Raw genomic sequence first — 22,969 nt, forward strand, 5'->3', positions numbered from 1 at the left:
GGCTACCGGCGCTTGAGCGGCAGCGGCGCGCCCATCACCGCGTACGGCCGGGGGGCGCTCGGGAAGAGCACCTGACGGGCGAGGTCGGCGTAGCCGAGCGAGCGGTAGAGGCCGCGGGCGGGGCTCTCGGTGTCGATGGCGGAGAGGATCGAACGCGGCAGGTCCGAGCCGTCGGTGATGGTGGTGATCAGCTCGCGGCCCACGCCGCGGCCCTGGAAGGCGGGGTGGACGTGCAGTTCGGTGATGACGAAGGAGTCGTCGAGCCACTCGACGTTGCCCTGGGCGCGCAGGTACGGCTCCACGATCGTCGACCACCAGTGGGAGCGGTCGTTGGGCATCCCGTAGACGAAGCCGACGAGCCGCCCGTCGGGGGTCGTCGCACCGTAGGCGCGGGCGCCGGGGCTGAGGAGGTGGCGCAGCACGATGTGCCGGCGCACGGCGACCTCGCCGGCGTCGAGGCCGAAGGCGACGGCCTGGACGGCGAGGGCCTCGTCGACCCGGGCGGCGAGATTGACCGGCGCGATCACGACCTCGGTGTCATCCATGCGCCGCACCCTACAAGCCGGTCAGAACAGCACGCTCATGAAGGCGCCGACCTCCTGGAAGCCGACGCGGCGGTACGCGGCCCGGGCGGGCGCGTTGTAGTCGTTGACGTAGAGGCTGACGACGGGGGCGACCTCGGCGAGCGCGTAGGCGAGGACGGCGGCCATGCCGGTCTCGGACAGGCCGCGGCCGCGGTACTCGGGGTCGACCCAGACGCCCTGGATCTGGCAGGCCTGGCGGGTGGCGGCGCCGATCTCGGCCTTGAAGACGACCTTGCCGTCCTCGATGCGGGCGAAGGAGCGTCCCGAACCGACGAGCTCGGCGACCCGGGCCTGGTAGAGGAGTCCGCCGTCCCCGGCGAGCGGGGAGACCCCGACCTCCTCGGTGAACATGGCCACGCACGCGGGCATGATCACCTCCATCTCGTCCTTGCGGACCCGGCGCACCAGCGGGTCGGGCGCGACGGTGGCCGACGGCTCCTCGGCGACCATCAGCGGCTGGTGGGCGCGGATGTCGCGGGCGGGCCCCCAGCTGGGTTCGAGGAGCCGCCACAGTTCGGCGGTGGGGGCGGCGGGGCCGACGATGGAGGAGCAGCGGCGGCCGGTGCGGCGGGCCCGGTCGGCGAAGGCGCGGACGGCCTCGGGGGTGGCGCAGATGGGCACGAGGTTGGCGCCGGAGTAGCACAGCGAGGTGAGGTGTCCGTCGGTGTACCAGCCCCACATCTCGCCGCCGAGACGCCAGGGGTCGAGCCCGGCGAGCTGGACCCGGGCGGTGACGAAGGCGTTCTCGACGGGAGCGCTGTCCAGGACGGCGAGCGCGGCGCCGAGGTCGGCGGGTTCGAGGACCCGCGTCGATGATTGCGTCAACACGTGGGGCCTCACCGTACGGTTCTGCTGGTCCTGGCACTGTACCCCCGTTCCCGCCGGGACGGGGGTGCGCGAAAGCCCCTCCGTCCGCACGTGGCCGGAGGGGCTCGGGTGCGCGGCCGGGAATCAGCCGGCGACGGAGACCGTGGGCTCGCCGCTCATGACGCCGTCCTTCTCCATCTGCTCGGCGATCTTCATCGCCTCGTCGATGAGGGTCTCGACGATCTTCGACTCGGGCACGGTCTTGATGACCTCGCCCTTGACGAAGATCTGGCCCTTGCCGTTGCCGGAGGCGACGCCGAGGTCGGCCTCGCGGGCCTCGCCGGGGCCGTTGACGACGCAGCCCATGACGGCGACGCGGAGCGGGACCTCCATGCCCTCCAGGCCGGCGGTCACCTCCTCGGCGAGCTTGTAGACGTCGACCTGGGCGCGGCCGCAGGACGGGCAGGAGACGATCTCCAGGCGGCGCTGGCGCAGGTTGAGCGACTCCAGGATCTGGATGCCGACCTTGATCTCCTCGGCCGGCGGGGCGGAGAGGGAGACCCGGATCGTGTCGCCGATGCCCTCGGAGAGCAGGGCGCCGAAGGCGACGGCGGACTTGATGGTGCCCTGGAAGGCGGGGCCGGCCTCGGTGACGCCGAGGTGCAGCGGGTAGTCGCACTGGGCGGCGAGCTGGCGGTAGGCGTTGACCATCACGACCGGGTCGTTGTGCTTGACCGAGATCTTGATGTCGTGGAAGCCGTGCTCCTCGAAGAGGGAGGCCTCCCAGAGGGCGGACTCGACGAGCGCCTCGGGGGTGGCCTTGCCGTACTTCGCGAGCAGGCGGGCGTCGAGCGAACCGGCGTTGACGCCGATCCGGATCGGGGTGCCGGCCGCGGAGGCCGCCTTGGCGATCTCCTTGACCTTGTCGTCGAACTGCTTGATGTTGCCCGGGTTGACGCGCACCGCGGCGCAGCCGGCGTCGATGGCGGCGAACACGTACTTCGGCTGGAAGTGGATGTCGGCGATGACCGGAATCTGCGACTTCCTCGCGATGGTGGCGAGGGCGTCGGCGTCGTCCTGGGTGGGGCAGGCCACGCGCACGATCTGGCAGCCGGACGCGGTCAGCTCGGCGATCTGCTGGAGCGTGGCGCCGATGTCGGAGGTGCGGGTGGTGGTCATCGACTGCACCGACACCGGGGCGTCGCCGCCGACGGCCACCGATCCGACCTGGATCTGGCGGCTCTTGCGCCGTTCGGCGAGCCGGGTCGGAACGGTCGGGATACCGAGAGAGATCGCGGTCATCAGCTGTACAACCCCAAGGTGTGGTTCATCGGGCTCAGGTCTTCGAGATTACCGCCCCGGGGGCGGGCGGCCGGACACCGCAGGGGGTGTCCGGCCGAATGCGCGCCGGGGCGGGTCCGGCGGATCGGGCCGTCGCGGGCCGGCCGGGGATCCGCCGACGGGTCCTAGGTCAGCTTCACCGGGTTGACGATGTCGGCGACGAGGACGAGCAGCGTGAAGCAGACGAACACGCCCGCCACCACGTAGGCGGCCGGCATCAGCTTCGCCACGTCGAACGGGCCCGGGTCGGGCCGCTTGAAGATCCGGGCGGTGTGGCGGCGGATCGCCTCCCACACGGCGCCGGCGATGTGGCCGCCGTCGAGCGGGAGCAGCGGGAGCATGTTGAACAGGAACAGCGACACGTTGAACATGACGACCAGCTGGAGGAAGAACACCAGCCGGGTCTGCGGCGGTGCCTCGACGCTCATCAGCTCGCCGCTGAGCCGGGCGGCGCCGACGACGCCGACCGGGGAGTCCTGCTTGCGCTCGCCGTCGCCGAAGGCGGCGTCCCACAGGGCGGGGATCTTGCTCGGCAGGGCGAGGACGGACTCGACGCCGGCCTGGAGCTGCTCGGTCATGCGGTCGGCGGACTGGCCGAAGGTGAGCGGCACGACCTCGCGGCCGGACTCGAAGCCGAGGTAGCCGGCGGAGACGTACTGGGCGGGCTGGACGACCCGGCCGTCCGCGTCCTTCTTGAGGACCTTGTTCTCCAGGAGCGTCGCGTGCAGGACCAGCTCCTCGCCGTCGCGCCGGACGGTGACGGTGACCGGGCCGGTGGTGGCGCGGATGCGGTCGGAGAGGGTGTTCCAGTCGGAGACGCGCTCGCCGTTGAAGGCCACGATCCGGTCGCCCTTGAGGAGCCCGGCCGCCTTCGCGGGGGACGGGCGGTCGCTGGGCTTGCAGGTGTCGCGCTTCTCGCTCTGGTCGATGACGCAGTTGGTGACGCCGGCGACCTTGGTGGTCTGGGTCTCGAAGCCGATGGCCATGGCGCTGCCGAAGAACAGCACGACGGCGAGCACCAGGTTCATGAACGGGCCGGCGAACATGACGATGACGCGCTTCCACGGCTTGCGCGTGTAGAAGAGCCGCTCCTCGTCGCCGGGCTGGAGCTCCTCGAAGGAGGCCTCGCGGGCGTCCTCGATCATGGAGCGCCACGGGGAGGTCGAGCGGGCCTCGATCCGGCCGTCCTTGCCGGGCGGGAACATGCCGATCATGCGGATGTAGCCGCCGGCCGGGATGGCCTTGATGCCGTACTCCGTCTCGCCCTTCCTGCGCGACCAGATGGTCGGGCCGAAGCCCACCATGTACTGCGGCACGCGGATGCCGAAGAGCTTGGCCGTCGAGAGGTGGCCCAGCTCGTGCCACGCGATGGAGACGAGCAGCCCCACCGCGAACAGCACGATGCCGAGGACGGTCAGGAGAATGGTCATGCGCGCGCCTCCGCGATTGCCTTCGCCGCGAGTTCCCGGGCCCGGGCACGTGCCCAGGTCTCCGCTTCCAGGACGTCCGACACCGTGAGCGAGGTTCCCCGGCCGGGGTCCCCGTGCTCGGTGACGACTGCGGTGACGGTATCCATGATTCCGTTGAACGGCAGCCTTCCGGCGAGGAAGGCGTCCACGCACTCCTCGTTGGCGGCGTTGAAGACGGCGGGCGCGGTGCCGCCGAGGGTGCCGACGTGCCGGGCGAGGTTCACCGACGGGAAGGCCTCGTCGTCGAGCGGGAAGAACTCCCACGTGGAGGCCTTGGTCCAGTCGAAGGCGGGGGCCGCGTCCGGGACCCGCTCGGGCCAGCCGATGCCGATGGCGATCGGGCCGCGCATGTCCGGCGGGGTGGCCTGGGCGAGGGTCGAGCCGTCGGTGAACTCGACCATGGAGTGCACGTACGACTGCGGGTGGACGACGACCTCGATGCGGTCGAACGGGATGTCGTAGAGCAGGTGGGCCTCGATGACCTCCAGGCCCTTGTTCACCAGGGTCGCGCTGTTCACCGTGATGACCGGGCCCATCGCCCAGGTCGGGTGCGCGAGCGCGTCCTCGCGCGTGACGTCCGCCAGCTCCTCGCGGGTACGGCCGCGGAAGGGGCCGCCGGAGGCGGTGACGACCAGCTTGCGGACGTCGGCGCGGGTGCCGGCCGCCAGGGCCTGGAACAGCGCCGCGTGCTCGGAGTCGACCGGGATGATCTGGCCCGGCTTCGCCAGCGCCTTCACCAGCGGGCCGCCGACGATCAGCGACTCCTTGTTGGCGAGCGCGAGGGTGCGGCCGGCCTCCAGGGCGGCGAGGGTGGGGGCCAGGCCGATGGAGCCGGTGATGCCGTTGAGGACCGTGTGGCACGGCGAGGCCGCGAGCCGGGTGGCGGCGTCGGGGCCGGCGAGGATCTCGGGCAGCGGCTCGGAGCCGTACCGCGCCTTCAGCGCCGTACGGAGCTCCTCCACCACGTCCTCGCGGGCGACGGCGACCGTGCCGACCCGCAGCCGGTGCGCCTGCTCGGCGAGCAGTCCGACGCGGCCGCCGGAGGCGGCGAGGGCGGTGACCCGGAACCGGTCGGGGTTGCGCAGGACCAGGTCGATGGCCTGGGTGCCGATGGACCCGGTCGAGCCGAGGACGACGATGTCCCGGCGCCCTTCGGTGACGTCGAAGGCGATGTGCGGGTCGGCGAGAGGAGAGGGGCGGTCGCTCATGCCCCCCATTCTTGCCGCAAAGGCTGTGCGCCCTTCACACCGCCTGCCTCACAGCGCCGTTCGAAACGCCTCGAAAACGGTGTGGAAGTCCGGGAAGGTCTTCCGGACGCAGCCCGGGTCGTCGAAGGTGACGCCCGGGGTGCGCAGGGCGGTGACCGCGAAGGACATCACGATGCGGTGGTCGCCGTGGGTGGCGATCTCGGCCGGGCCGGCGGGGCTGCCGGGGCGGATCTCGATCCAGTCGGGTCCGGTGGCCACGTCGATCCCGAGCCGGCGCAGGTTCTCGGCGCAGGCGTCGAGCCGGTCGCACTCCTTGACCCGGGTGTTGGCGACGTCCTCGATGCGGACCGGGCCGTCGGCGAAGGGGGCGATCGCGGCGAGCGTCGGCATGGTGTCGGAGATGTCGCGCATGTTGACGGTGAGGCCGCGCAGGGACCCGGTCGACCGGACGGTCGTGCCCCGGTCGGTGATCTCGACCTCGGCGCCCATGCGGCGCAGCACCTCGACGAAGCCGAGGTCGCCCTGGAGGGCGCCGGTGCCGAGACCGGGGACGGTGACGGCGGCGCCGGGGGTGAGGGCGGCCGCGGCGAAGAAGTAGCTGGAGGTGGAGGCGTCGGGCTCGATCGCGTAGGTGGTGGCCCGGTAGCCGGTCGGGGCGACGGTGTACGTACGGCCCTCGGGACCGTCCGCCCGGGCGATCTCCGCGCCGAAGCTCCGCATCATCGCGAGGGTGATCTCGACGTACGGCTCCGAGACCAGGTCCGTGACGGTGATCGACAGGCCCTCGGCGGTGAGCGGGCCGAGCATCAGCAGCGCGGTCAGGTACTGGGACGACTGACCGGCGTCGAGGCGGATCGCCCCGCCCTTGATGCCGCGGCCGGTGACGGTGAGCGGGTGGCGCCCCTCGCGCTCGCCGTGCGCCAGCTCGACGCCGAGCTCGCGCAGGGCGGTGGTGAGGGGGCCGAGGGGGCGGCGGCGCATCTGGGCGGAGGCGTCGAAGCGGAAGGTGCCGTGCCCGGCGGCGGCGAGCGCGGGCAGGAAGCGGGCGGTGGTAGCGCCGTCCCGGCAGTACACGTCGGCCGCCTCGACCCCGGGCCCGGCCGGCCGCCCCTCGATGTGCCAGGCGCCCGGCTCCTGCCGCACGGTGTAGCCGAGGACCCGCAGACCCTCGGCAAAGCCCTCGGTGTCGTCGGAGCGCAGCGGCCGGAGCAGCGTGGTGGTGCCTTCGGCGGCGGCCGCGAGGAACAGGGCGCGGGCGGTGACGGACTTGGAGCCGGGAATGTCGATGACGGTCACGACCCCCATCCTGCCGCGACCCACCGACCTTCTGGCGGCGGCGTCCGGAGGGTGGACTGGGGGGTGGGGCGACGGGGCGAGGCGGGGCGGACGGCCGGTCGGAGCGGACGCAGGCGATCGGCTCGGACCGGCCGGTGCGGCCGGTGCGACCGGGGCGGCCAGGGGCGGTCACTCGGGACGGTCGGCTCGGAACTCCGTCCGGGCCGAGGGGATGTCGGGCAAGGGGGACGGGAAGGGACTCGGCCCCACCGAGCCGAGCCCCCGGCCCATTCGGCTCGGCAAGGCTCGGCTCGGGTCGCCTCGGCTCGGGTCGGCTCGGCTCGGGTCGGCTCGGCTCGGGTCGGGTCGGGCCGCCTCGGCTCGGCTCGGGTCGGGTCGGGTCGCCTCGGCTCGGCTCGGCTCCGGTCCCCTACGGGATCTTGCGGTGGACGTTGGGGTGGTCCGACGGGCCGTGGGGGGTGTCGGCGATCCAGGGGCCGTCGTCGCTGGGGTCGAGGATGCCCTCCTCCAGCCAGGTGTACTTGCCCGCCAGGACGCCGTCGACGACCTTGCGGTCCAGGTCGTCGGTGTTGCTCCAGAGACGGCCGAAGAGCTCGGCGACCCGGAGCCGCGCCTGGCGGCAGAAGGCGTCGGCGAGCTGCTGCGCCTCGCGGCCGTGCTCGCCGGTGGTGCGCAGGAGTTCGGCCCGTACGCAGGCGGCGCTCATGGCGAAGAGTTCGGCGCCGATGTCGACGATCCGGCCGAGGAAGGCCTGCTTGAGCTCCATCTTCCCCTGCCAGCGCGACATGGCGTAGAAGGTGGAGCGGGCGAGCTTGCGGGAGGTGCGCTCGACGTACCGCAGATGGGTCGCGAGCTCGCCGAACTCCGCGTACGCGCCGGGGAGCTGGCCCTGCCCGGCGACGAGTTTCGGCAGCCAGCGGGCGTAGAAGCCGCCGGCCCGGGCGCCCGCCTTGGCCTTGTCGGCGAAGGCCTTGTCGGGGTCGATGATGTCGCCGGCCACGGCGAGGTGGGCGTCGACCGCCTCGCGGGCGATCAGCAGGTGCATGATCTCGGTGGAGCCCTCGAAGATCCGGTTGATGCGGAGATCGCGCAACAGCTGTTCTGCCGGGACGGCGCGTTCGCCGCGGGCGGCGAGCGAGTCGGCCGTCTCGTAGCCGCGGCCGCCACGGATCTGGACCAGCTCGTCGGCCATCCGCCAGGACATCTCGGAGCCGTACAGCTTGGCGAGGGCGGCCTCGATGCGGATGTCGTTGCGGTCCTCGTCGGCCATCTGGGAGGCGAGGTCGACGACGGCCTCCAGGGCGAAGGCGGTGGCGGCGATGAAGGAGATCTTGGTGCCGACGGCCTCGTGGTGCGCGACCGGCTTGCCCCACTGCTCGCGTTCGGCGGCCCATTCGCGGGAGATCTTCAGACACCACTTGCCGGCGCCGGCGCAGGCGGCGGGCAGCGAGAGCCGGCCGGTGTTGAGGGTGGTGAGGGCGATCTTGAGGCCGGAGCCCTCGGGGCCGATGCGGTTCGCGGCCGGGACCCGCACCTGGTGGAAGCGGGTGACGCCGTTCTCCAGGCCGCGCAGGCCCATGAAGGCGTTGCGGTGCTCGACGGTGATGCCGGGCGAGTCGCCCTCGACGACGAAGGCGGTGATGCCGCCGCGGTGCCCGTCGGAGGCGGGGACCCGGGCCATGACGACCAGGAGGTCGGCGACGACGCCGTTGGTGGTCCACAGCTTCACGCCGTCGAGGACGTAGTCGTCGCCGTCGGGCACGGCGGTGGTGGCGAGCCGGGCCGGGTCGGAGCCGACGTCGGGCTCGGTGAGGAGGAAGGCGGAGATGTCGCTGCGGGCGAGCCGGGGCAGGAAGGCGTCCTTCTGCTCCTGGGTCCCGAAGAGCTTCAGCGGCTGCGGGACGCCGATCGACTGGTGGGCCGAGAGCAGCGCCCCGAGCGCCGGGCTGACCGAGCCGACCAGGGCCAGCGCCCGGTTGTAGTAGAGCTGGGTGAGACCGAGACCGCCGTACTTGGGGTCGATCTTCATGCCGAGCGCGCCGAGCTCCTTGAGGCCGGTGACGGTCTCGTCGGGGATGCGGGCCTCGCGTTCGATGCGGGCGCCGTCGACCCGTGTCTCGCAGAACGTGCGGAGCTTGGCGAGGAAGGCCTCGCCGCGCCGGACGTCCTCGTCGGCGGGCAGCGGGTGCGGATGGATGAGGTCGAGTCGGAAGCGGCCGAGGAAGAGTTCCTTGGCGAAGCTCGGCTTGTGCCAGTCCTGCTGGCGGGCCGCCTCGGCGACCTGCCGGGCCTCGCGTTCGGTGACCTTGGGCGGCCGCTGGGTGGGTGCGGACATGAGGGGCTCACCTCGCCGCTCGTCGTCGGGTGCCGGATGGCTACTCGTCCGTCGTACCCGAAATCGGCGCTTTCGGAAACGGCCGCGGCGCCCGTTCGGGACGGGCGGGGAGGAAAGAGGACGGCCCGGGCCCCCGCACAGTGGGCCCGGACCGTCGGTCTGGTGCGTACGGACGTGTTGGTCCGTACGGGTTGCCTAGAGCGCCAGGCCCGTGAGGACCAGGACGCGCTCGTAGGTGTAGTCGTCCATGGCGAACCTGACGCCCTCGCGGCCGACGCCGGAGCGCTTGGCGCCGCCGTACGGCATCTGGTCGGCGCGGTAGGACGGGACGTCGCCGACGATCACGCCGCCGACCTCCAGGGCCCGGTGGGCGCGGAAGGCGGCCTGCAGGTCGCGGGTGAAGACACCGGCCTGGAGGCCGAAGTCCGAGTCGTTGACCGCGGCGAAGGCCTCGGCCTCGCCGTCGACCTTGGCGACGGTCAGGACCGGGCCGAAGACCTCGGCGCGGGCCAGGGTGACGTCGGCCGGGAGGTCGGCGAGCACGGTCGGGGCGTAGGTGGCGCCCTCGCGCTTGCCGCCGGCGAGCAGCTTGGCGCCGGCCGCGACGGCCTCGTCCACCCAGGCCTCGACGCGCTGGGCGGCGGCCTCGTCGACCAGGGGGCCGACGTCGGTGGCGTCGTCCGCCGGGTCACCGGTGACCTGGGCCTCGACGGCCGCGACGATCTTCGGCAGCAGGCGGTCGTAGACGGAGGCGTCGGCGATCACGCGCTGCACGGAGATGCAGGACTGGCCGCCCTGGTAGTTGGAGAAGGTCGCGATGCGGCTCGCGGCCCAGTCCAGGTCGGCCTCGGAGGACCAGTCGGGCAGGACGACGGCGGCGGCGTTGCCGCCGAGCTCCAGGGTGCAGTGCTTGTGCGGCACGGACTGCTGGATGGCGTAGCCGACCTTGTCGGAGCCGGTGAAGGAGATGACCGGGAGGCGCTCGTCCTGGACCAGGGCGGGCATGCGGTCGTTCGGCACGGTGAGGATCGACCAGGAGCCGGCCGGCAGGTCGGTCTCGGCCAGGATCTCGCCCAGGATCAGGGAGGAGATCGGGGTGGCCGGGGCCGGCTTGAGGATGATCGGGGCGCCGACGGCGATGGCCGGGGCGACCTTGTGGGCGCTGAGGTTCAGCGGGAAGTTGAACGGCGCGATGCCGAGCACGACGCCCTTGGGGATGCGGCGGGTGAGCGCGAGGCGGCCCGCGCCGCCGGCCTCGGTGTCCAGGCGCTGGGCCTCGCCGGCGTTCCAGCGGCGGGCCTCCTCGGCGGCGAAACGGAACACGGAGACGGCACGGCCGACCTCACCGCGGGCCCACTTGATGGGCTTGCCGTTCTCGGCGGAGATCAGCTGGGCGATCTCCTCGGTGCGCTCGGCGAGCCGCTTCGACACGTGGTCGAGGGCGGCGGCGCGGACGTGCGCCGGGGTGGCGGCGAACTCGTCGACGACCGCGTGGGCGGCGGCGACGGCCTCCTCGACCTGGGCCTCGGTGGGCACGCTGACCTTGCCGACCAGACGTCCGTCGTACGAGTTCGTGACGTCGAAGGTGGCCTCGCCGGTGGCCTCGCGGCCGGCGAGCCAGAAGGCGTGGGTGGTCGTCATTGCGTACCGGCCCTTTCCGTTTCGGGGTGGTGCGAGGGGGTGCTCTCGCGCTCTTGTGCCACGTTAGGGCGAAGCGGGCGGAGGGGCGCTTGTCCGTGGTGGAGTGGTGCGAAGGGCCTTCTGTCCGCTTTGGCGGAACCGGCCGGAAGTCGGGCGGGGGCCCAGGGGCGGACCTTGGGGAAGCGCCGGCGGGGGGCCTCGCGGCGGCTCCACGGGAGCGCCCGCGCGGGACCTCGCGGCAAACCCTGCGGGAGACGCCCGCGGAAGATCCCGCGGAAGTGAGGCCTTGGGCCAAGACCCCACCCAGGGCCTCACCAGGGGCGGTACGCGGAGAAGGGCTGGACGCCCTCGCCCCAGCGCGCGGCGATGAGGTGGTCGCCGTGCCGGAGAAGACCGGCGATCCGACCCTTGCCCTTGTCGACCTCCTCGGCGAAGGTGCGCACGTCCCGCTCCGCGCCGGAGGCCGCGTCGTAGGCGTACAGCCTGTCGTTCTCCTTCGAGGAACGCACCACGGCCCACACGCGGCCGCCCTCGGCATGGAGGCCGGTGACGTCCTTGGAGTAGGCGAACCGTTCCGACCGCCACCGTTCGCCGCCGCCCGCCACGGAGAAGGCGACGATCTGCTCGCCGGAGAGGCCGCTGCCCTCGGCGGCGGCGTAGAACATCCCGTCGGCGACGGACCACCGGGCCGGCTCGTCGAGCGCGATGTCGCCGTACGGGCCCTTGGCCTCGATCAGGCCCTGCGGTCGCCCGTCCTGGCCGAAGGAGAGGAAGCCGTGCACGCCGCGCTCCTCGGGCTCCGCGACCGCGATCACCAGCGGGTCGGCTGACAGGAAGGTCACCACCGCGTCCGGGGCGACGGCCCGGCGAGTGCCGAGCGGAACCATCCAGCGCTGCTTGCCGGCGGCCGGTTCGAACGCGGCGAGCTTGAGCTCGGTGCGGTCGCAGGCGAGCACCGCCAGCACCTGCCGCTCGGTGGCCGCGGCCGCGGAGGGGAAGCAGCCCTTCGGCACGGCGGCCTTCCAGCGCGGTGCGCCGGTGCGCAGGTCGAGGGCGCGCAGCGCCTGGTCGCCCGGCAGGACCGGCGGCTCGCTCGAGTACGGCTCATGTCCCCAGTCGTCGTCGGCGTCGAGCAGCACGGCGAGCCCCCCGCCGGTGGCGACCAGGCCGCCCCCGGCCTTCAGAGCGGCGTCGGCGGGCAGGCGGCCGGTGCGCCACAGCTCGCGGCCGTCCGCGAGGTCGATCGCGGCGACGGTGCGGCAGCCCTTGTCCTTGGCCGGCTCGCCGTACTCCTCACCCTTCTCGCCGTACACGACCAGGGCGACCGGGCCGCCGTCCGGGCGGCTGACGTCGCAGATCTCGGCGCGGCCCGGCACGACGTACTCCCAGCGGCGGTGGCCGTCGGCGGCGTCGAAGGCGGTGACGGCGTCGTAGCGGCTGCGGACCACGCTGTCGCCGACGACCCAGGCGGCGTTTCCGTGCTCGGCGGCGTTGTTGTCGAAGGGCGTGTCCCAGGCCCGCTCCATGGAGTCGCCCGGGAGCTTGCCCTTCTCATGGGCGACGCAGGAGGCGATGCCGCCGACGAGGGCGAACGGTACGCCGACGCCGATCAGGATGCCGAGCGCCCAGCGCGTCGGCCGCCGCCTCGGGCGCGCGGCATCGGTCGTGTTCGTGGCCATGCGTTTCCCCACCCCTGGCTCGCATCGTTCGAAGCCCTGTCAGGGTAGGCGAGGATGATCACCCGCGCCGCTCGGTCGAGACGATCAGGCAGACGCCGCCCACGACGATCGCGCCGCCGAGCACGATGGGCCAGGACAGGGCCTCGCCGAGGACCAGGGCGCCGAGGGCGACGGCGACGACCGGGTTGACGTACGCGTAGGTCGCCACCAGCGAGAGGGGCGCGGCCTGGAGGAGCCAGGCGTACGCGGTGAAGGCGATCAGCGAGCCGAAGACGACGAGGTACGCGAGGGCGGTCCAGGAACGCCCCGACACGGCCGTGAGGTCGAGGCCGTGCTGCTCGCCCCGGACCAGCCCGACGCCGACGCCCGCGAGACCACCGGCCAGCATCTCGTACGCGCTCGCGGTGAACGGATTGCCGGGCATCGGGATCCGCGAGGAGGAGAAGGAACCGACCGACCAGCAGACGGTCGCGGCGATCACGAGCAGGACGCCGCCGACGTGCACCTCGCCGCTGAGGCCGGGCAGCGTCAGCACGGCGAGCCCGGCCAGTCCGAGCAGCACCCCGACGATCCCGCCCGCGCTCGGCCGCTCCCCCGCACCCGCCTTGAGCAGCACCACCCAGGCCGGGACGACGGCGATCAGCAGCGCGGTGAGGCCGGACGGCACGGAGGTCTCGGCGAGCACGACGAGCCCGTTGCCGCCGAGGATGAGCAGCAGGCCGACGCCGACCGCCGAGAGCAGCTGCCGCGGGCTCACCTTGAGCGCGGCCGGCCCCTGCCGCCAGGCGATGATCCCGGCGAGCAGCAGCCCGGCCGTGATGAACCGGGTCCCCGCGGAGAGGAAGGGCGGCAGCGTCTCGACGACGATCCGGATCCCGAGGTACGTGGACCCCCACACGACGTACACGATCGCGAGCGCGGCCCAGACGGCGACGGGTATGCGCCGCGGGGCGGGGGCCGGGACGGACGGGACCTGGGAGGCGGCCGGTTCGACGGCGGGGCTTGTCATGCCCAGGAGATTACGGAGCAAGCGGCGCCTGGGCCAGAAATTTGCCCGCGATCGGGCAGGGTGGCGGGACTTTCGAAGGCGCCGGGGGGAAACGGGCGGCGGGCGGGCGGGAAGGCGCGGCTCGCCGCCCCGGGTGTGCGGCGCCCGCGCGGGCCGCCGCCAGTCCCCCAGCGCCGTCGGTCCCCCGCCGACGTCAGTCCCCCGCCGCCGTCGGTCCCCCGCCGCCGCCGGTCCCCCGCCGCCGTCAGTCCCCCGCCGGTGCCGGCCCTGCGGAGGCGGGTCCGGGGCTCGGGGGCGGGGTCGTGGCGCCGCCGTCGCCCGTGGCCTTCAGGGCCAGCCACAGCTCCATGCGGACGTCCGCGTCGTCCAGGGAACGGCCGAGGATCTCCTCCACGCGGCGCATCCGGTAGCGGAGGGTGTGCCGGTGGACGCCCAGGTCGGCGGCGGCGGCGTCCCACTGGCCGTGCCGGGAGAGCCAGGCGCGGAGGGACGCGACCAGGTCGCCGCGGCCGGTGGCGTCGTGTTCGTACAGGGCGCGCAGCAGGCCGTCGGCGAAGGCGCGGACGGCGTCGTCGGCGAGCAGGGGCAGGACCGAGCCGGCCGCGAGTTCCTCGTGCTCGACCAGCGCCCGGCCGCGTCGCCGGGCGACGGACAGCGCCTGCTCGGCCTGCTTGTAGGCGGCGGCCGCGGCGATCGGGCCGGTGGGGGCGGAGAGGCCGACGACGAGCCCGGCGTCCTCCGCCTCCCGCGTCGCGTAGCCCTCGCAGACGGTGACGACCGCTCCCCCGTCGCCGGCCAGGACGACGAACCGTTCGCCGCCCTCCGGGCCCTCGGGCACGGTCAGGACCGACTCGCCCGCCCGGGCGGCCGCGGCCTCCAGGGTCTCGACGAACGCGGCGAGCGGCGTCTCGCCGTTCTCCTTCGTCTCGGCCGTCGCCACCGGCTCGGCGATGAGCAGCCGGAACGGGGCGTCGAGGAGCCCGCCGTACAGATCACCGGCGACGCCACGGGCGTGGTCCGGCTGCCCGGCGAGCAGCATCCGCAGCACCGCCGCGCCGAGCCGCTGTTCGGCGGCCTGGAGGGAGCGGGAGCGTTCCGTCGTGAGGGTCAGCAGGGCGATGGCGGAGTGCACCGCGTACCGCTCCGCCGTGCCGAGCGGCGCGCCGGTGCCGACCGCGAGCGCCCCGCGAACGCGGCGCCCGGTGCCGAGCGACTGGAGCTCCACCCGGTCGTCGGTGCCGCCGACGACCGCGCTGGCGGGCGCGGGGCGCTCCCGGAGGCGCTCCACGTCGGGGGTGAGCCGGGCGGCCCGGCGCGCGGCCCATTCGGGCGAGGCGGCGAGCACGGTGCCCGAGGTGTCGTACAGCGCGGCCCAGCCGTCGACGTGCGCCGCGAGCCGGGCGACGACCGCGTCCGGGCCCTCGGCGAGCGCGGCCCGGGTCAGCTCGCGCTGGGCCTCGAAACCGGCGGTCACGGCCCGGTACTGGTCGGCGGCGATGGCCGCGGACACGGCCTTGCTGATGGCGAGGAACGGGGTGCGCCGGGGCACTTCGAGCAGCGGCAGCTGCTCCTCGCGGGCCGCGTCGAGCAGCGCCGCCGGGATGTCCTCGTAGTTGACGCCGACGGCGAAGCCGAGCCCGACGACGCCCGCGCCGAGCAGCCGCCGCACATAGCGCCGCATCGCGTCGGGGTCCTCGGCGTCGAGGGTGAGCGCGGTGGTGAGCAGCAGTTCGCCGCCCTCCATGTACGGGACGGGGTCGGCGAGCTCGCTGACGTGGGCCCAGCGCACGGGGGTGTCGAGGCGGTCCTCACCGGCGCGGACGGTGAGTTTGAGCGCCGAGTGCTGGACGAGCGAGGCGAGGGTGGGCGGCATTGGGGACCGTCGGACCTTTGAGGTTCTGGGGGGAGGGGGCGCGTGGGGGGAGGAAAGCGGAGGCCACGCTGCCCGACGGGCGGCGCGCCCCCGATTGTGCCAGCCCGTTCCGGGGCCCGCCCCCAGCCTCGCAGGTCGACGAGGGCCTCGCAGGTCGGCGGAGGATTCCGGTCGGCGTGAGCCCGTGGCTCGGTGTCAGCCGCGCAGGTCCACCAGGAGGGGCGGCGTGTGCTCGCCGCGTACGTGGGTGAGGGACAGGACCGCGTGGCCGGGCGGCACGGCGTGGGCCAGGTCGGAGGCGGACCAGCGTTCGCGTTCGACCTCGCGCACCGTCACGGCGTCCGTCGTGACGGCCCGCCCGGTGACCAGCTTGCGCAGGGTGTGCATCACCCGGGTGAGCGGCTCGTCGGCGAGCACGGTCCGGCTGGTGACGTCCCGCGTCTCGACCCACTCGGTGCCCCACGTCTCGGCGAACCGCTTGCCGTCCCAGGTGGTGACGCCGGCCAGCGCGACCCGGCAGCCGACCGCCCCGAGCAGCGGGGTGCGCAGGTGCTCGGGGACGTCGTCGAGGCTCCGCAGCCCGAGCACGACACCGGCGTGCGCGGAGCGCAGCCGCTGCAGCCCGCGCACGGTCCCCGCGGTGAGGGTGTGGGCGGCGTCGTCGAGGACGAGGCAGGCGAAGCGGGACCGGTCCGTGCGGGTCACGGCCCGGGCGAGGAACTGCGCGAGGACGAGCCGGGCCAGCAGCCGGGAGGCCTCGGCGTGGCCCGTCTCCGGCAGGTCGATCCGGACCCGTACGGGATGTTCGAGCGCGCGCATGGTGAACGGCTGCCCGTGGCCCGACGTGTCGAAGAAACCGGCGAACGCGGGCCGGTCGAGCAGCGCCACCCGGTCGGCGAGGGCGGTGGCGGGGTCGCCCGCGGCGCCCTGCTGCCGCTCGCGGGCGTCGAGTTCGCGGACGAGCGAGGCGTGGCCGTCCCGCTCCAGGGCCGCGCGGAGATCCTGGCGCGGCCCGGGCGCCCCGTCGAGGAGTTCGCGGAGTTCGGGAACCGACGGGAAGCGCCCGTGGACCGCGTGGAAGGGGCCGAGGAGCTGGGCGAGCGCGGTCGCGGCCCGCCGGGGGTCGGTGGTGTCGTCGGCGAGGACGTCGGCGAGGAGGGCGGCGGCCTGGTCGGGGTCGCCGGTGCCGCCGTAGAGGTCGAGGTCGTGCGGGGAGGCCGGGTCGCCGATGCGGATGACGACGTCGTACGCCTCGTCCGGGCCGAGCGGCGCGCCGGCGGGGCCGACGGCGACGACGGCGGCCTGCCCCGCGAGCGCCTGCAGGGCGAGGGACTCGACGACCGGGCGCATCAGCCGGGTGGTCTTCCCGCTGCCGGAGGGGCCGACGACGAGCATGGAGGTGCCCAGGACGGCGGGGTCGAGGGCGAGGCCGGTGCCGCGGCGGGGGTAGGGGTTGCGCGGGACGTCGGCGACGGTGCCCAGCCTGACCTGCCGGAGGCTGAGGTCGTGCGCCGCTGCCCGGCCGGGCAGCTGGCGGGCCCCGGACGGGTGCAGGAAGGCGGCGGCGCCGCGCGCGTGCACGTCCCGGACGAAGGCGGCCTGCCGGTCCGGGCCGGTGCGGGCGGTGTCCCAGGCGGCGCGGATACGGGTGTGGTCGACGTCGTTCATGCGCCCGGCGGCGCCCTCGGCGGCGAGCCGGTCGGCGGCCTCGGCAAGACCGGCGGCCCGCAGCTCCGGCCAGTCGGCCGGATCGGGTGCGTCCGGGTCGGCGACCGCCGCCGCCGGCGCGGTGGTGGCCTCGGGGCGGCCGGTGCGGCGCAGCGCGAGCCAGACGAAGGGCAGGGCGGCGGCGACGGTGACGAACAGGTCGGCCGTCTCGACCATGTCCTGGTTGGCGTACGCGGCCGTGGGCGTACCCCGCTCGTACGGGAGCAGCGCGTAGACGACTCCCTTGACGGGGATCCAGCCGCCTCGGACGAGGGCGACGGCCACGAGCCCGACGACGACGGCGAGCACGATCTGGGCCGCGCGGCCGCGCGCCTCGGTGACCCGGCGCCACGCGTACGGCCAGCGGCCGAAGCGGCCGAGCCCGTAGAAGACGCCGGCGAAGACGACCAGCTCGTAGACGGCGAGCGCGAGCACCCCGCCGGTCCCGGCCTGCGGCCCGCCGCCGAGCGGGTGCCACCAGTCGTCGGGGGTGAACAGCTTGAGCGGGACGCTCCAGTAGGGGATGTAGCCGTTGCGCAGCAGGGACCAGAGCAGGACGCAGGCGAGGAACGAGATCACCGCACCGGAGAGCACGGCCCGCAGCGGCGTCTCGCTGGGCTCCTGGTCGGGCCGGGGGACATGCCCGTACCGCCATACCCCGGGCCCGGCGGCGGGCCGGGGGGTCCGCAGCCACTCGGCGAGGGAGAGCCCGGCGGAGGTGGAGGAGGTGGAGGAGGAAGCGGAGACCGCGGGCCCGGGTGCGCCAGGCGCGCCGGGACCGGTCGAGGCCGCGTGCGCGGGCGCGCCGGGTGCCGCGAGGCCCCCGCCCACCGGACCGGTGGGCGCGGTCGGCGCCCCACCCCCCGTCGGTGCGGCCGGGGGCACCGCCCCAGGCGGAGCCGTCGGCATCGGTGGTGGGCCGGCCGGGCGGGGGACCTGGTCGGCGCGGGGGCGGCCGTCGTGCGTCCCCCGCGAGCCCTGCGTGCCCTCGAACTCCATGACCCCTGCCCCCTGGCCCCTTCACTCTGCCGCGCACCGTGCCGCGTCCGACGCCCCAATCTAGGGCCTCGCGCGTGGATCACGCCCCCGATCAGGCCGATGACGTGGAGACGGTCCGGACAACAGCGCGTATGGCCGATACGGACAAGGACACGCCGGGACCACTCCCATCCGTAGCATGCGCCGGGTCCCCGGCCGCGCCTAGCCTGCGGAGGAAACCCGCAAGTGCGTCCAGAACACCCCCAGGAGCCCCGCATGAACGCTGTCCCGCAGGAGCGGCGCGTCGTCACCGCCATCCCCGGCCCGAAGTCGCAGGAGCTTCAGGCCCGTCGCCTCGACGCGGTCGCCGGTGGCGTGGGCTCCACGCTGCCCGTCTTCACCAAGCGCGCGGGTGGCGGCATCATCGAGGACGTCGACGGCAACCTGCTGATCGACTTCGGTTCCGGCATCGCCGTGACCTCCGTGGGCGCCTCCGCCGAGGCCGTCGTGCGCCGCGCCTCCGCGCAGCTGCAGGACTTCACCCACACCTGTTTCATGGTGACGCCGTACGAGGGTTACGTGGAGGTCTGCGAGGCCCTCGCCGAGCTGACCCCGGGCGACCACGCCAAGAAGTCCGCGCTGTTCAACTCGGGCGCCGAGGCCGTCGAGAACGCCGTCAAGATCGCCCGTTCGTACACCAAGCGCCAGGCCGTCGTCGTCTTCGACCACGGCTACCACGGCCGTACCAACCTCACCATGGGCATGACGGCGAAGAACATGCCGTACAAGCAGGGCTTCGGCCCGTTCGCGCCCGAGGTCTACCGCGTGCCGGTCGCCTACGGCTACCGCTGGCCCACCGGTGCCGAGAACTGCGGCCCCGAGGCCGCCGCGCAGGCGATCGACAACATCACCAAGCAGATCGGCCCCGAGAACGTCGCCGCGATCGTCATCGAGCCGGTGCTCGGCGAGGGCGGCTTCATCGAGCCGGCCAAGGGCTTCCTCCCGGCGATCGTGAAGTTCGCCAACGACAACGGCATCGTCTTCGTCGCGGACGAGATCCAGGCCGGCTTCTGCCGCACCGGCCAGTGGTTCGCCTGCGAGGACGAGGGCATCGTCCCGGACCTCATCACCACCGCCAAGGGCATCGCGGGCGGTCTGCCGCTCGCCGCCGTGACCGGCCGCGCCGAGATCATGGACTCCGTGCACGGTGGCGGCCTCGGCGGCACCTACGGCGGCAACCCGGTCGCGTGCGCCGGTGCGCTGGGCGCCATCGAGACCATGAAGGAGCTCGACCTCAACGGCAAGGCCAAGCGCATCGAGGAGGTCATGAAGGACCGCCTCACCGCCATGCAGGAGAAGTTCCCGGTCATCGGCGACATCCGCGGCCGTGGCGCCATGATCGCCATCGAGCTGGTGAAGGACCCGGCGACGAAGGAGCCGTTCGCCGAGGCCGCCGCCGCGCTCGCCAAGTACTGCCACAACGAGGGCGTCCTGGTCCTCACCTGCGGCACCTACGGCAACGTGCTGCGCTTCCTGCCGCCGCTGGTCATCGGCGAGGACCTGCTCAACGAGGGTCTGGACGTCATCGAGGCCGCGCTCGCGCAGATCTGACGATCCGACCGGTTCTGACGGCCGGACAGCGACTTCTGACACTCCGTGTGAAGAAGCTGTGGGGGGCCGATGGCGGGATGGCGATCCGGCTGTCGGTCCCCTGTTTCGTGCCGTACGGTTTCTGCAGATGAGAGAAACACCCCGGGCGGAGCCTCCCCAGCCCCGCCCACACCGTGCCATCGCGCACACCGCCGGTGCCCTGGGCTCCGGAACTCCTCACCGATCGGATGGCCGCCCGCCCCACACCCCCCGGGGCGCGCGGCAGCCCGGTCCAGGCGACCGCTCCGGAACCACCCCCCCTGTTCCGGGGCGGTCGGCTGTTCTCTGGGCGATCGTCACCCTCGCCGTCGTCACCTGGCAGGTGCTGGTCCACGGCCCGCTCGCCCGCCTCGACGAACGCCTCTCCCGCGCCCTGGTGGACACCGTCCCGCGCGGCCTGAGCGAATCCGCCGCCGATCTCGGCAACATGAGCGTCGCCCTGCCGGTGCTGGCCTGCGCCATGGCGTACGCGGCCCGGCGCGGCCACCGCGCCGCCGCCCTCCTCGCGGGCCTGGCGATGGCCCTCGTCCCGCTGCTGGTCCTCCCCCTGAAGATCTGGACGGGCCGCCCCGGCCCCCTGGAACCGTGGGCGCACGGCTACTACCCCTCGGGCCACACGGCCACGGCGATGGTCGCGTACGCCGGCGCGGCCCTCCTGGTCTCGCGGCGCCTGCTCCCGGTGGCCGTCCTGCTGACCGCCGTCACGGCCGCCGGGCTGATCCTCCGCGGCTTCCACTGGCCGCTGGACGTGCTGGCGTCCGTCGCGCTCTGCCTGCCCCTGCTGCGCTGGCCGGTGTACGCGGCGCGGTACGGTCGCGTCGCCCGTACCCGAGCGGACGAACCGGAGCACCGATGACGATCCACCGGCCAGGACTGCCGAGCGACCTGCCCGACCCCGAACTCCTGTGGGCGCGCTGGGCCCTGAACGCGGTGGTCCGGGCGACGACCGCGAAGGAGGGGGACAGGGTCCACCGGACCGGTGTCTGGATCGACGAAGAGGGATTGCACCTCGACGACTGCGGCTGCACCTGGTGGACGTTCTCCCGGATCGCCGAGGGCCGTTACGTGCTGTACGGCGAGGACGAGTCGAGCGGCTGCAAGTGGCACGAGCCGCCGGTGGACATGCTGGCGGGCGGCCCGGACTGGCTGCCGTACGAGGAGCTGCGCGACCGGCTCGCGGGGAACGAGCTGGGCTGTGTGTACTGGTACGAGAACGGCGCCTGGGCCCGGGCCGGCTACCCCGAGGACCTGGACGACGACGGACTCGACTGCGGGATGAGCCGGTTCGTCGACCGGGGCGAGGCGCTGGGCCTGCTGGCGGACCTCGTGGCGTACGACCGTCCGGCGGCGGAGATCCTGATGACGGCGGCCGAAGGGCGCCGGCTCACGCCGGAGTTGCTGGCGGCGCACGTCGTGGCGGAGGACCGCGGCGACCCGGACCATCCGGCGATGGTCCGGGCGCTGCGGCGGGCCGGGCTGGAGCCGGCGGAGCGTCAGCTCCAGCGGTAGGCGTCGAAGTTGCGGCTGAACTCGAACTGGTTGTAGCGGTCCCAGTTGATCGACCAGGTCATCAGGCCGCGCAGGGCGGGCCAGGTTCCGTGGGTCTGGTAGGTGCCGCAGTTCGTCTTCCTGGTGAGGCAGTCGAGGGCCTTGTTCACCTCGGCCGGGGTGGTGTGGCCGTTGCCGGCCTGGGTGGAGGCGGGGAGGCCGATGGCGACCTGGTCGGGGCGCAGGGCCGGGAAGACGCGGTCGGTGTTGCCGGCGACCGGGAAGCCGGTGAGCAGCATGTCGGTCATGGCGATGTGGAAGTCGGCGCCGCCCATGGAGTGGTACTGGTTGTCGAGGCCCATGACGGAGCCGGAGTTGTAGTCCTGGACGTGCAGCAGGGTGAGGTCGTCGCGCAGGGCGTGGATGACCGGGAGGTAGGCGCCGGCGCGCGGGTCCTGGCCGCCCCAGGGGCCCGAGCCGTAGTACTGGTAACCGAGCTGGACGAAGAAGGTCTCCGGGGCCATGGTCAGGACGAACGCCGGTCCGTATTTGGCCTTGAGGGCCTTGACCGCCGAGATCAGGTTGACGACGACCGGGCTGGTGGGGTTGCGGAAGTCGGTGTCGCCGGTCTGGAGCGAGAGGGAGTGGCCCTCGAAGTCGATGTCCAGGCCGTCGAGGCCGTAGGTGTCGATGATCTTCGAGACCGAGGCGACGAAGGTGTCGCGGGCGGCGGTGGTGGCGAGCTGGACCTGCCCGTTCTGGCCGCCGATGGAGATGAGGACCTTCTTGCCGGCGGCCTGCTTGGCCTTGACGGCGGCCTTGAAGTCCGCCTCCGACTCGACGTTCGGGCACTCGGTCACCGGGCACAGCCTGAAGCGGATGTCGCCCGAGGTGACCGAGGTGGGCTCGCCGAAGGCCAGGTTGATGACGTCCCAGGAGTCGGGGACGTCGGCCATGCGGGTGTAGCCGGAGCCGTTGGCGAAGCTCGCGTGGAGGTAGCCGACGAGGGCGTGGGCGGGCAGTTGCCCGCCGGGGTCGCCGCCGCCTCCGGAGGTCGTGGTGACGGTGACGGCCGGCGACTTGGCCGACTCGCCGGCGCTGTTGGCCGCCGAGACCTGGAAGCCGTACGAGGTGGCGGGCGTGAGGCCGGTGGCGGTGTAGGTGGTGCCGGTGACGGTGGCGGCGAGGACGCCGTCGCGGTACACCCGGTACGAGGTGGCGCCGGGGACGGCCGGCCAGGTCAGGGTCACCGAGGTGGAGGTGGGCGGGGCCGCCGAGAGGCCGGTGGGCGTGGCCGGGATCCCGACCGGGTCGCCGCCGGGTCCGAGCAGTGAGAGGTCGTCGGCGACGTAGGCGCCGGTGCCGTACCAGCCGTGGGTGTAGAGCGTGACCGAGGTCGTCGAGGCGCCCGTCGTGAAGGTGGAGCCGAGCTTCTGCCAGTCGGGGGCCGACTGGGTCCAGCTGGAGACGTCGGTGGTGCCGGTGCCGGAGGCGCCGAGGTAGACGTAGCTGCCGCGGACCCAGCCGCTCAGGGTGTACGTGGAGTTCGGCCGGACGGTGACGGTCTGGGAGCACCGGGCGTTGTCGCTGCCGGCCGGGGTGGCCTGCAGGGCCCTGGTCCCCGTGTGCACGGGGGTGGTGACCGCGGTCCCGCTGCCGGCCGTACAGCTCCAGCCGTCCAGGCCGGACTCGAAGCCGCCGTTGCGGGCGAGTTCGGTGTCGGCGGCGTGGGCCGCGGGGGTCAGCGCCACGAGTCCGCCGGCGGCGAGCACGCCCGCCAGGGTGAGGGTCAGGGGTCTGGTGCGGTCCACAACTGCCTCCGGATGTGGGGGAATCGGGGTGGTGGAGCGCGCCACAGCATGGTCCAGACCAATCGAGTGGTCAAGACCTCTGTACGGAAGGTG

At 73.6% G+C, this 22,969-nt stretch carries 16 protein-coding genes; 3 read left to right on the plus strand and 13 right to left on the minus strand.

Annotated features, from left to right (window positions below; genetic code table 11):
* Window positions 1-2 precede the first annotated feature (2 nt).
* The 12 genes from ACIGXE_RS21715 to ACIGXE_RS21770 form a co-directional block, all read right to left on the minus strand.
* Window positions 3-545 carry a GNAT family N-acetyltransferase gene (locus ACIGXE_RS21715; RefSeq protein ID WP_399749772.1) on the minus strand — a complete coding sequence of 181 codons (543 nt, stop codon included), beginning with the start codon at window positions 543-545 and terminating at the stop codon, window positions 3-5.
* A gap of 21 nt (window positions 546-566) precedes the next feature.
* Window positions 567-1,412: a GNAT family N-acetyltransferase gene (locus ACIGXE_RS21720; RefSeq protein WP_399749774.1), complete on the minus strand. Its 846-nt coding sequence runs from the start codon at window positions 1,410-1,412 to the stop codon at window positions 567-569.
* A 123-nt stretch (window positions 1,413-1,535) separates the two neighbouring features.
* Window positions 1,536-2,693, minus strand: a complete 1,158-nt coding sequence (gene ispG, locus ACIGXE_RS21725) for a flavodoxin-dependent (E)-4-hydroxy-3-methylbut-2-enyl-diphosphate synthase (protein ID WP_399749776.1) — start codon at window positions 2,691-2,693, stop codon at window positions 1,536-1,538.
* Between the two features lie 164 nt (window positions 2,694-2,857).
* Window positions 2,858-4,162: a M50 family metallopeptidase gene (locus tag ACIGXE_RS21730; RefSeq protein ID WP_399749778.1), complete on the minus strand. Its 1,305-nt coding sequence runs from the start codon at window positions 4,160-4,162 to the stop codon at window positions 2,858-2,860.
* Window positions 4,159-5,409, minus strand: a complete 1,251-nt coding sequence (gene dxr, locus ACIGXE_RS21735; RefSeq protein ID WP_399749780.1) for a 1-deoxy-D-xylulose-5-phosphate reductoisomerase — start codon at window positions 5,407-5,409, stop codon at window positions 4,159-4,161. Before dxr ends, ACIGXE_RS21730 begins: the two co-directional genes overlap by 4 nt.
* Window positions 5,410-5,457: 48 nt before the next feature.
* Complete coding sequence (aroA, locus tag ACIGXE_RS21740) at window positions 5,458-6,705, minus strand: 3-phosphoshikimate 1-carboxyvinyltransferase (RefSeq protein WP_399749782.1); 1,248 nt, start codon at window positions 6,703-6,705, stop codon at window positions 5,458-5,460.
* Window positions 6,706-7,114: 409 nt separating this feature from the next.
* Window positions 7,115-9,040: an acyl-CoA dehydrogenase family protein gene (locus ACIGXE_RS21745; protein ID WP_399749784.1), complete on the minus strand. Its 1,926-nt coding sequence runs from the start codon at window positions 9,038-9,040 to the stop codon at window positions 7,115-7,117.
* Between the two features lie 195 nt (window positions 9,041-9,235).
* Window positions 9,236-10,681 (minus strand): aldehyde dehydrogenase family protein, encoded by a 1,446-nt coding sequence (locus tag ACIGXE_RS21750; RefSeq protein WP_399749786.1) that lies wholly within the window; start codon window positions 10,679-10,681, stop codon window positions 9,236-9,238.
* Between the two features lie 311 nt (window positions 10,682-10,992).
* Window positions 10,993-12,360: a PQQ-binding-like beta-propeller repeat protein gene (locus ACIGXE_RS21755; RefSeq protein WP_399749787.1), complete on the minus strand. Its 1,368-nt coding sequence runs from the start codon at window positions 12,358-12,360 to the stop codon at window positions 10,993-10,995.
* A 58-nt stretch (window positions 12,361-12,418) separates the two neighbouring features.
* Entirely contained in the window at window positions 12,419-13,369 is a 951-nt protein-coding gene (locus ACIGXE_RS21760; protein ID WP_399749789.1) for an EamA family transporter, read from the minus strand.
* Between the two features lie 244 nt (window positions 13,370-13,613).
* Window positions 13,614-15,242: a PucR family transcriptional regulator gene (locus ACIGXE_RS21765; RefSeq protein ID WP_399749791.1), complete on the minus strand. Its 1,629-nt coding sequence runs from the start codon at window positions 15,240-15,242 to the stop codon at window positions 13,614-13,616.
* A 195-nt stretch (window positions 15,243-15,437) separates the two neighbouring features.
* A complete protein-coding gene (locus ACIGXE_RS21770) occupies window positions 15,438-17,948 on the minus strand; it encodes an ATP/GTP-binding protein (protein WP_399749793.1) in 2,511 nt (836 codons plus the stop codon).
* A gap of 255 nt (window positions 17,949-18,203) precedes the next feature.
* On the opposite strand from ACIGXE_RS21770, the gene gabT reads away from it, so the two are divergent.
* From gabT to ACIGXE_RS21785, 3 genes are all read left to right on the plus strand, one after another.
* Window positions 18,204-19,538, plus strand: a complete 1,335-nt coding sequence (gabT, locus tag ACIGXE_RS21775) for a 4-aminobutyrate--2-oxoglutarate transaminase (protein ID WP_399749795.1) — start codon at window positions 18,204-18,206, stop codon at window positions 19,536-19,538.
* Between the two features lie 361 nt (window positions 19,539-19,899).
* Window positions 19,900-20,433: a phosphatase PAP2 family protein gene (locus ACIGXE_RS21780; protein ID WP_399749797.1), complete on the plus strand. Its 534-nt coding sequence runs from the start codon at window positions 19,900-19,902 to the stop codon at window positions 20,431-20,433.
* A complete protein-coding gene (locus ACIGXE_RS21785) occupies window positions 20,430-21,086 on the plus strand; it encodes a hypothetical protein (protein WP_399749799.1) in 657 nt (218 codons plus the stop codon). The genes ACIGXE_RS21780 and ACIGXE_RS21785 overlap by 4 nt, the downstream gene beginning before the upstream one ends.
* Here the strand turns inward: ACIGXE_RS21785 and ACIGXE_RS21790 are convergent.
* A complete protein-coding gene (locus ACIGXE_RS21790; RefSeq protein ID WP_399749801.1) occupies window positions 21,071-22,876 on the minus strand; it encodes a chitinase in 1,806 nt (601 codons plus the stop codon). The two genes, ACIGXE_RS21785 and ACIGXE_RS21790, sit on opposite strands and share 16 nt — an antisense overlap.
* Window positions 22,877-22,969: the final 93 nt, after the last annotated feature.

Source organism: Streptomyces sp. NPDC053431 (genome assembly GCF_044544925.1).
Taxonomy (GTDB): domain Bacteria; phylum Actinomycetota; class Actinomycetes; order Streptomycetales; family Streptomycetaceae; genus Streptomyces.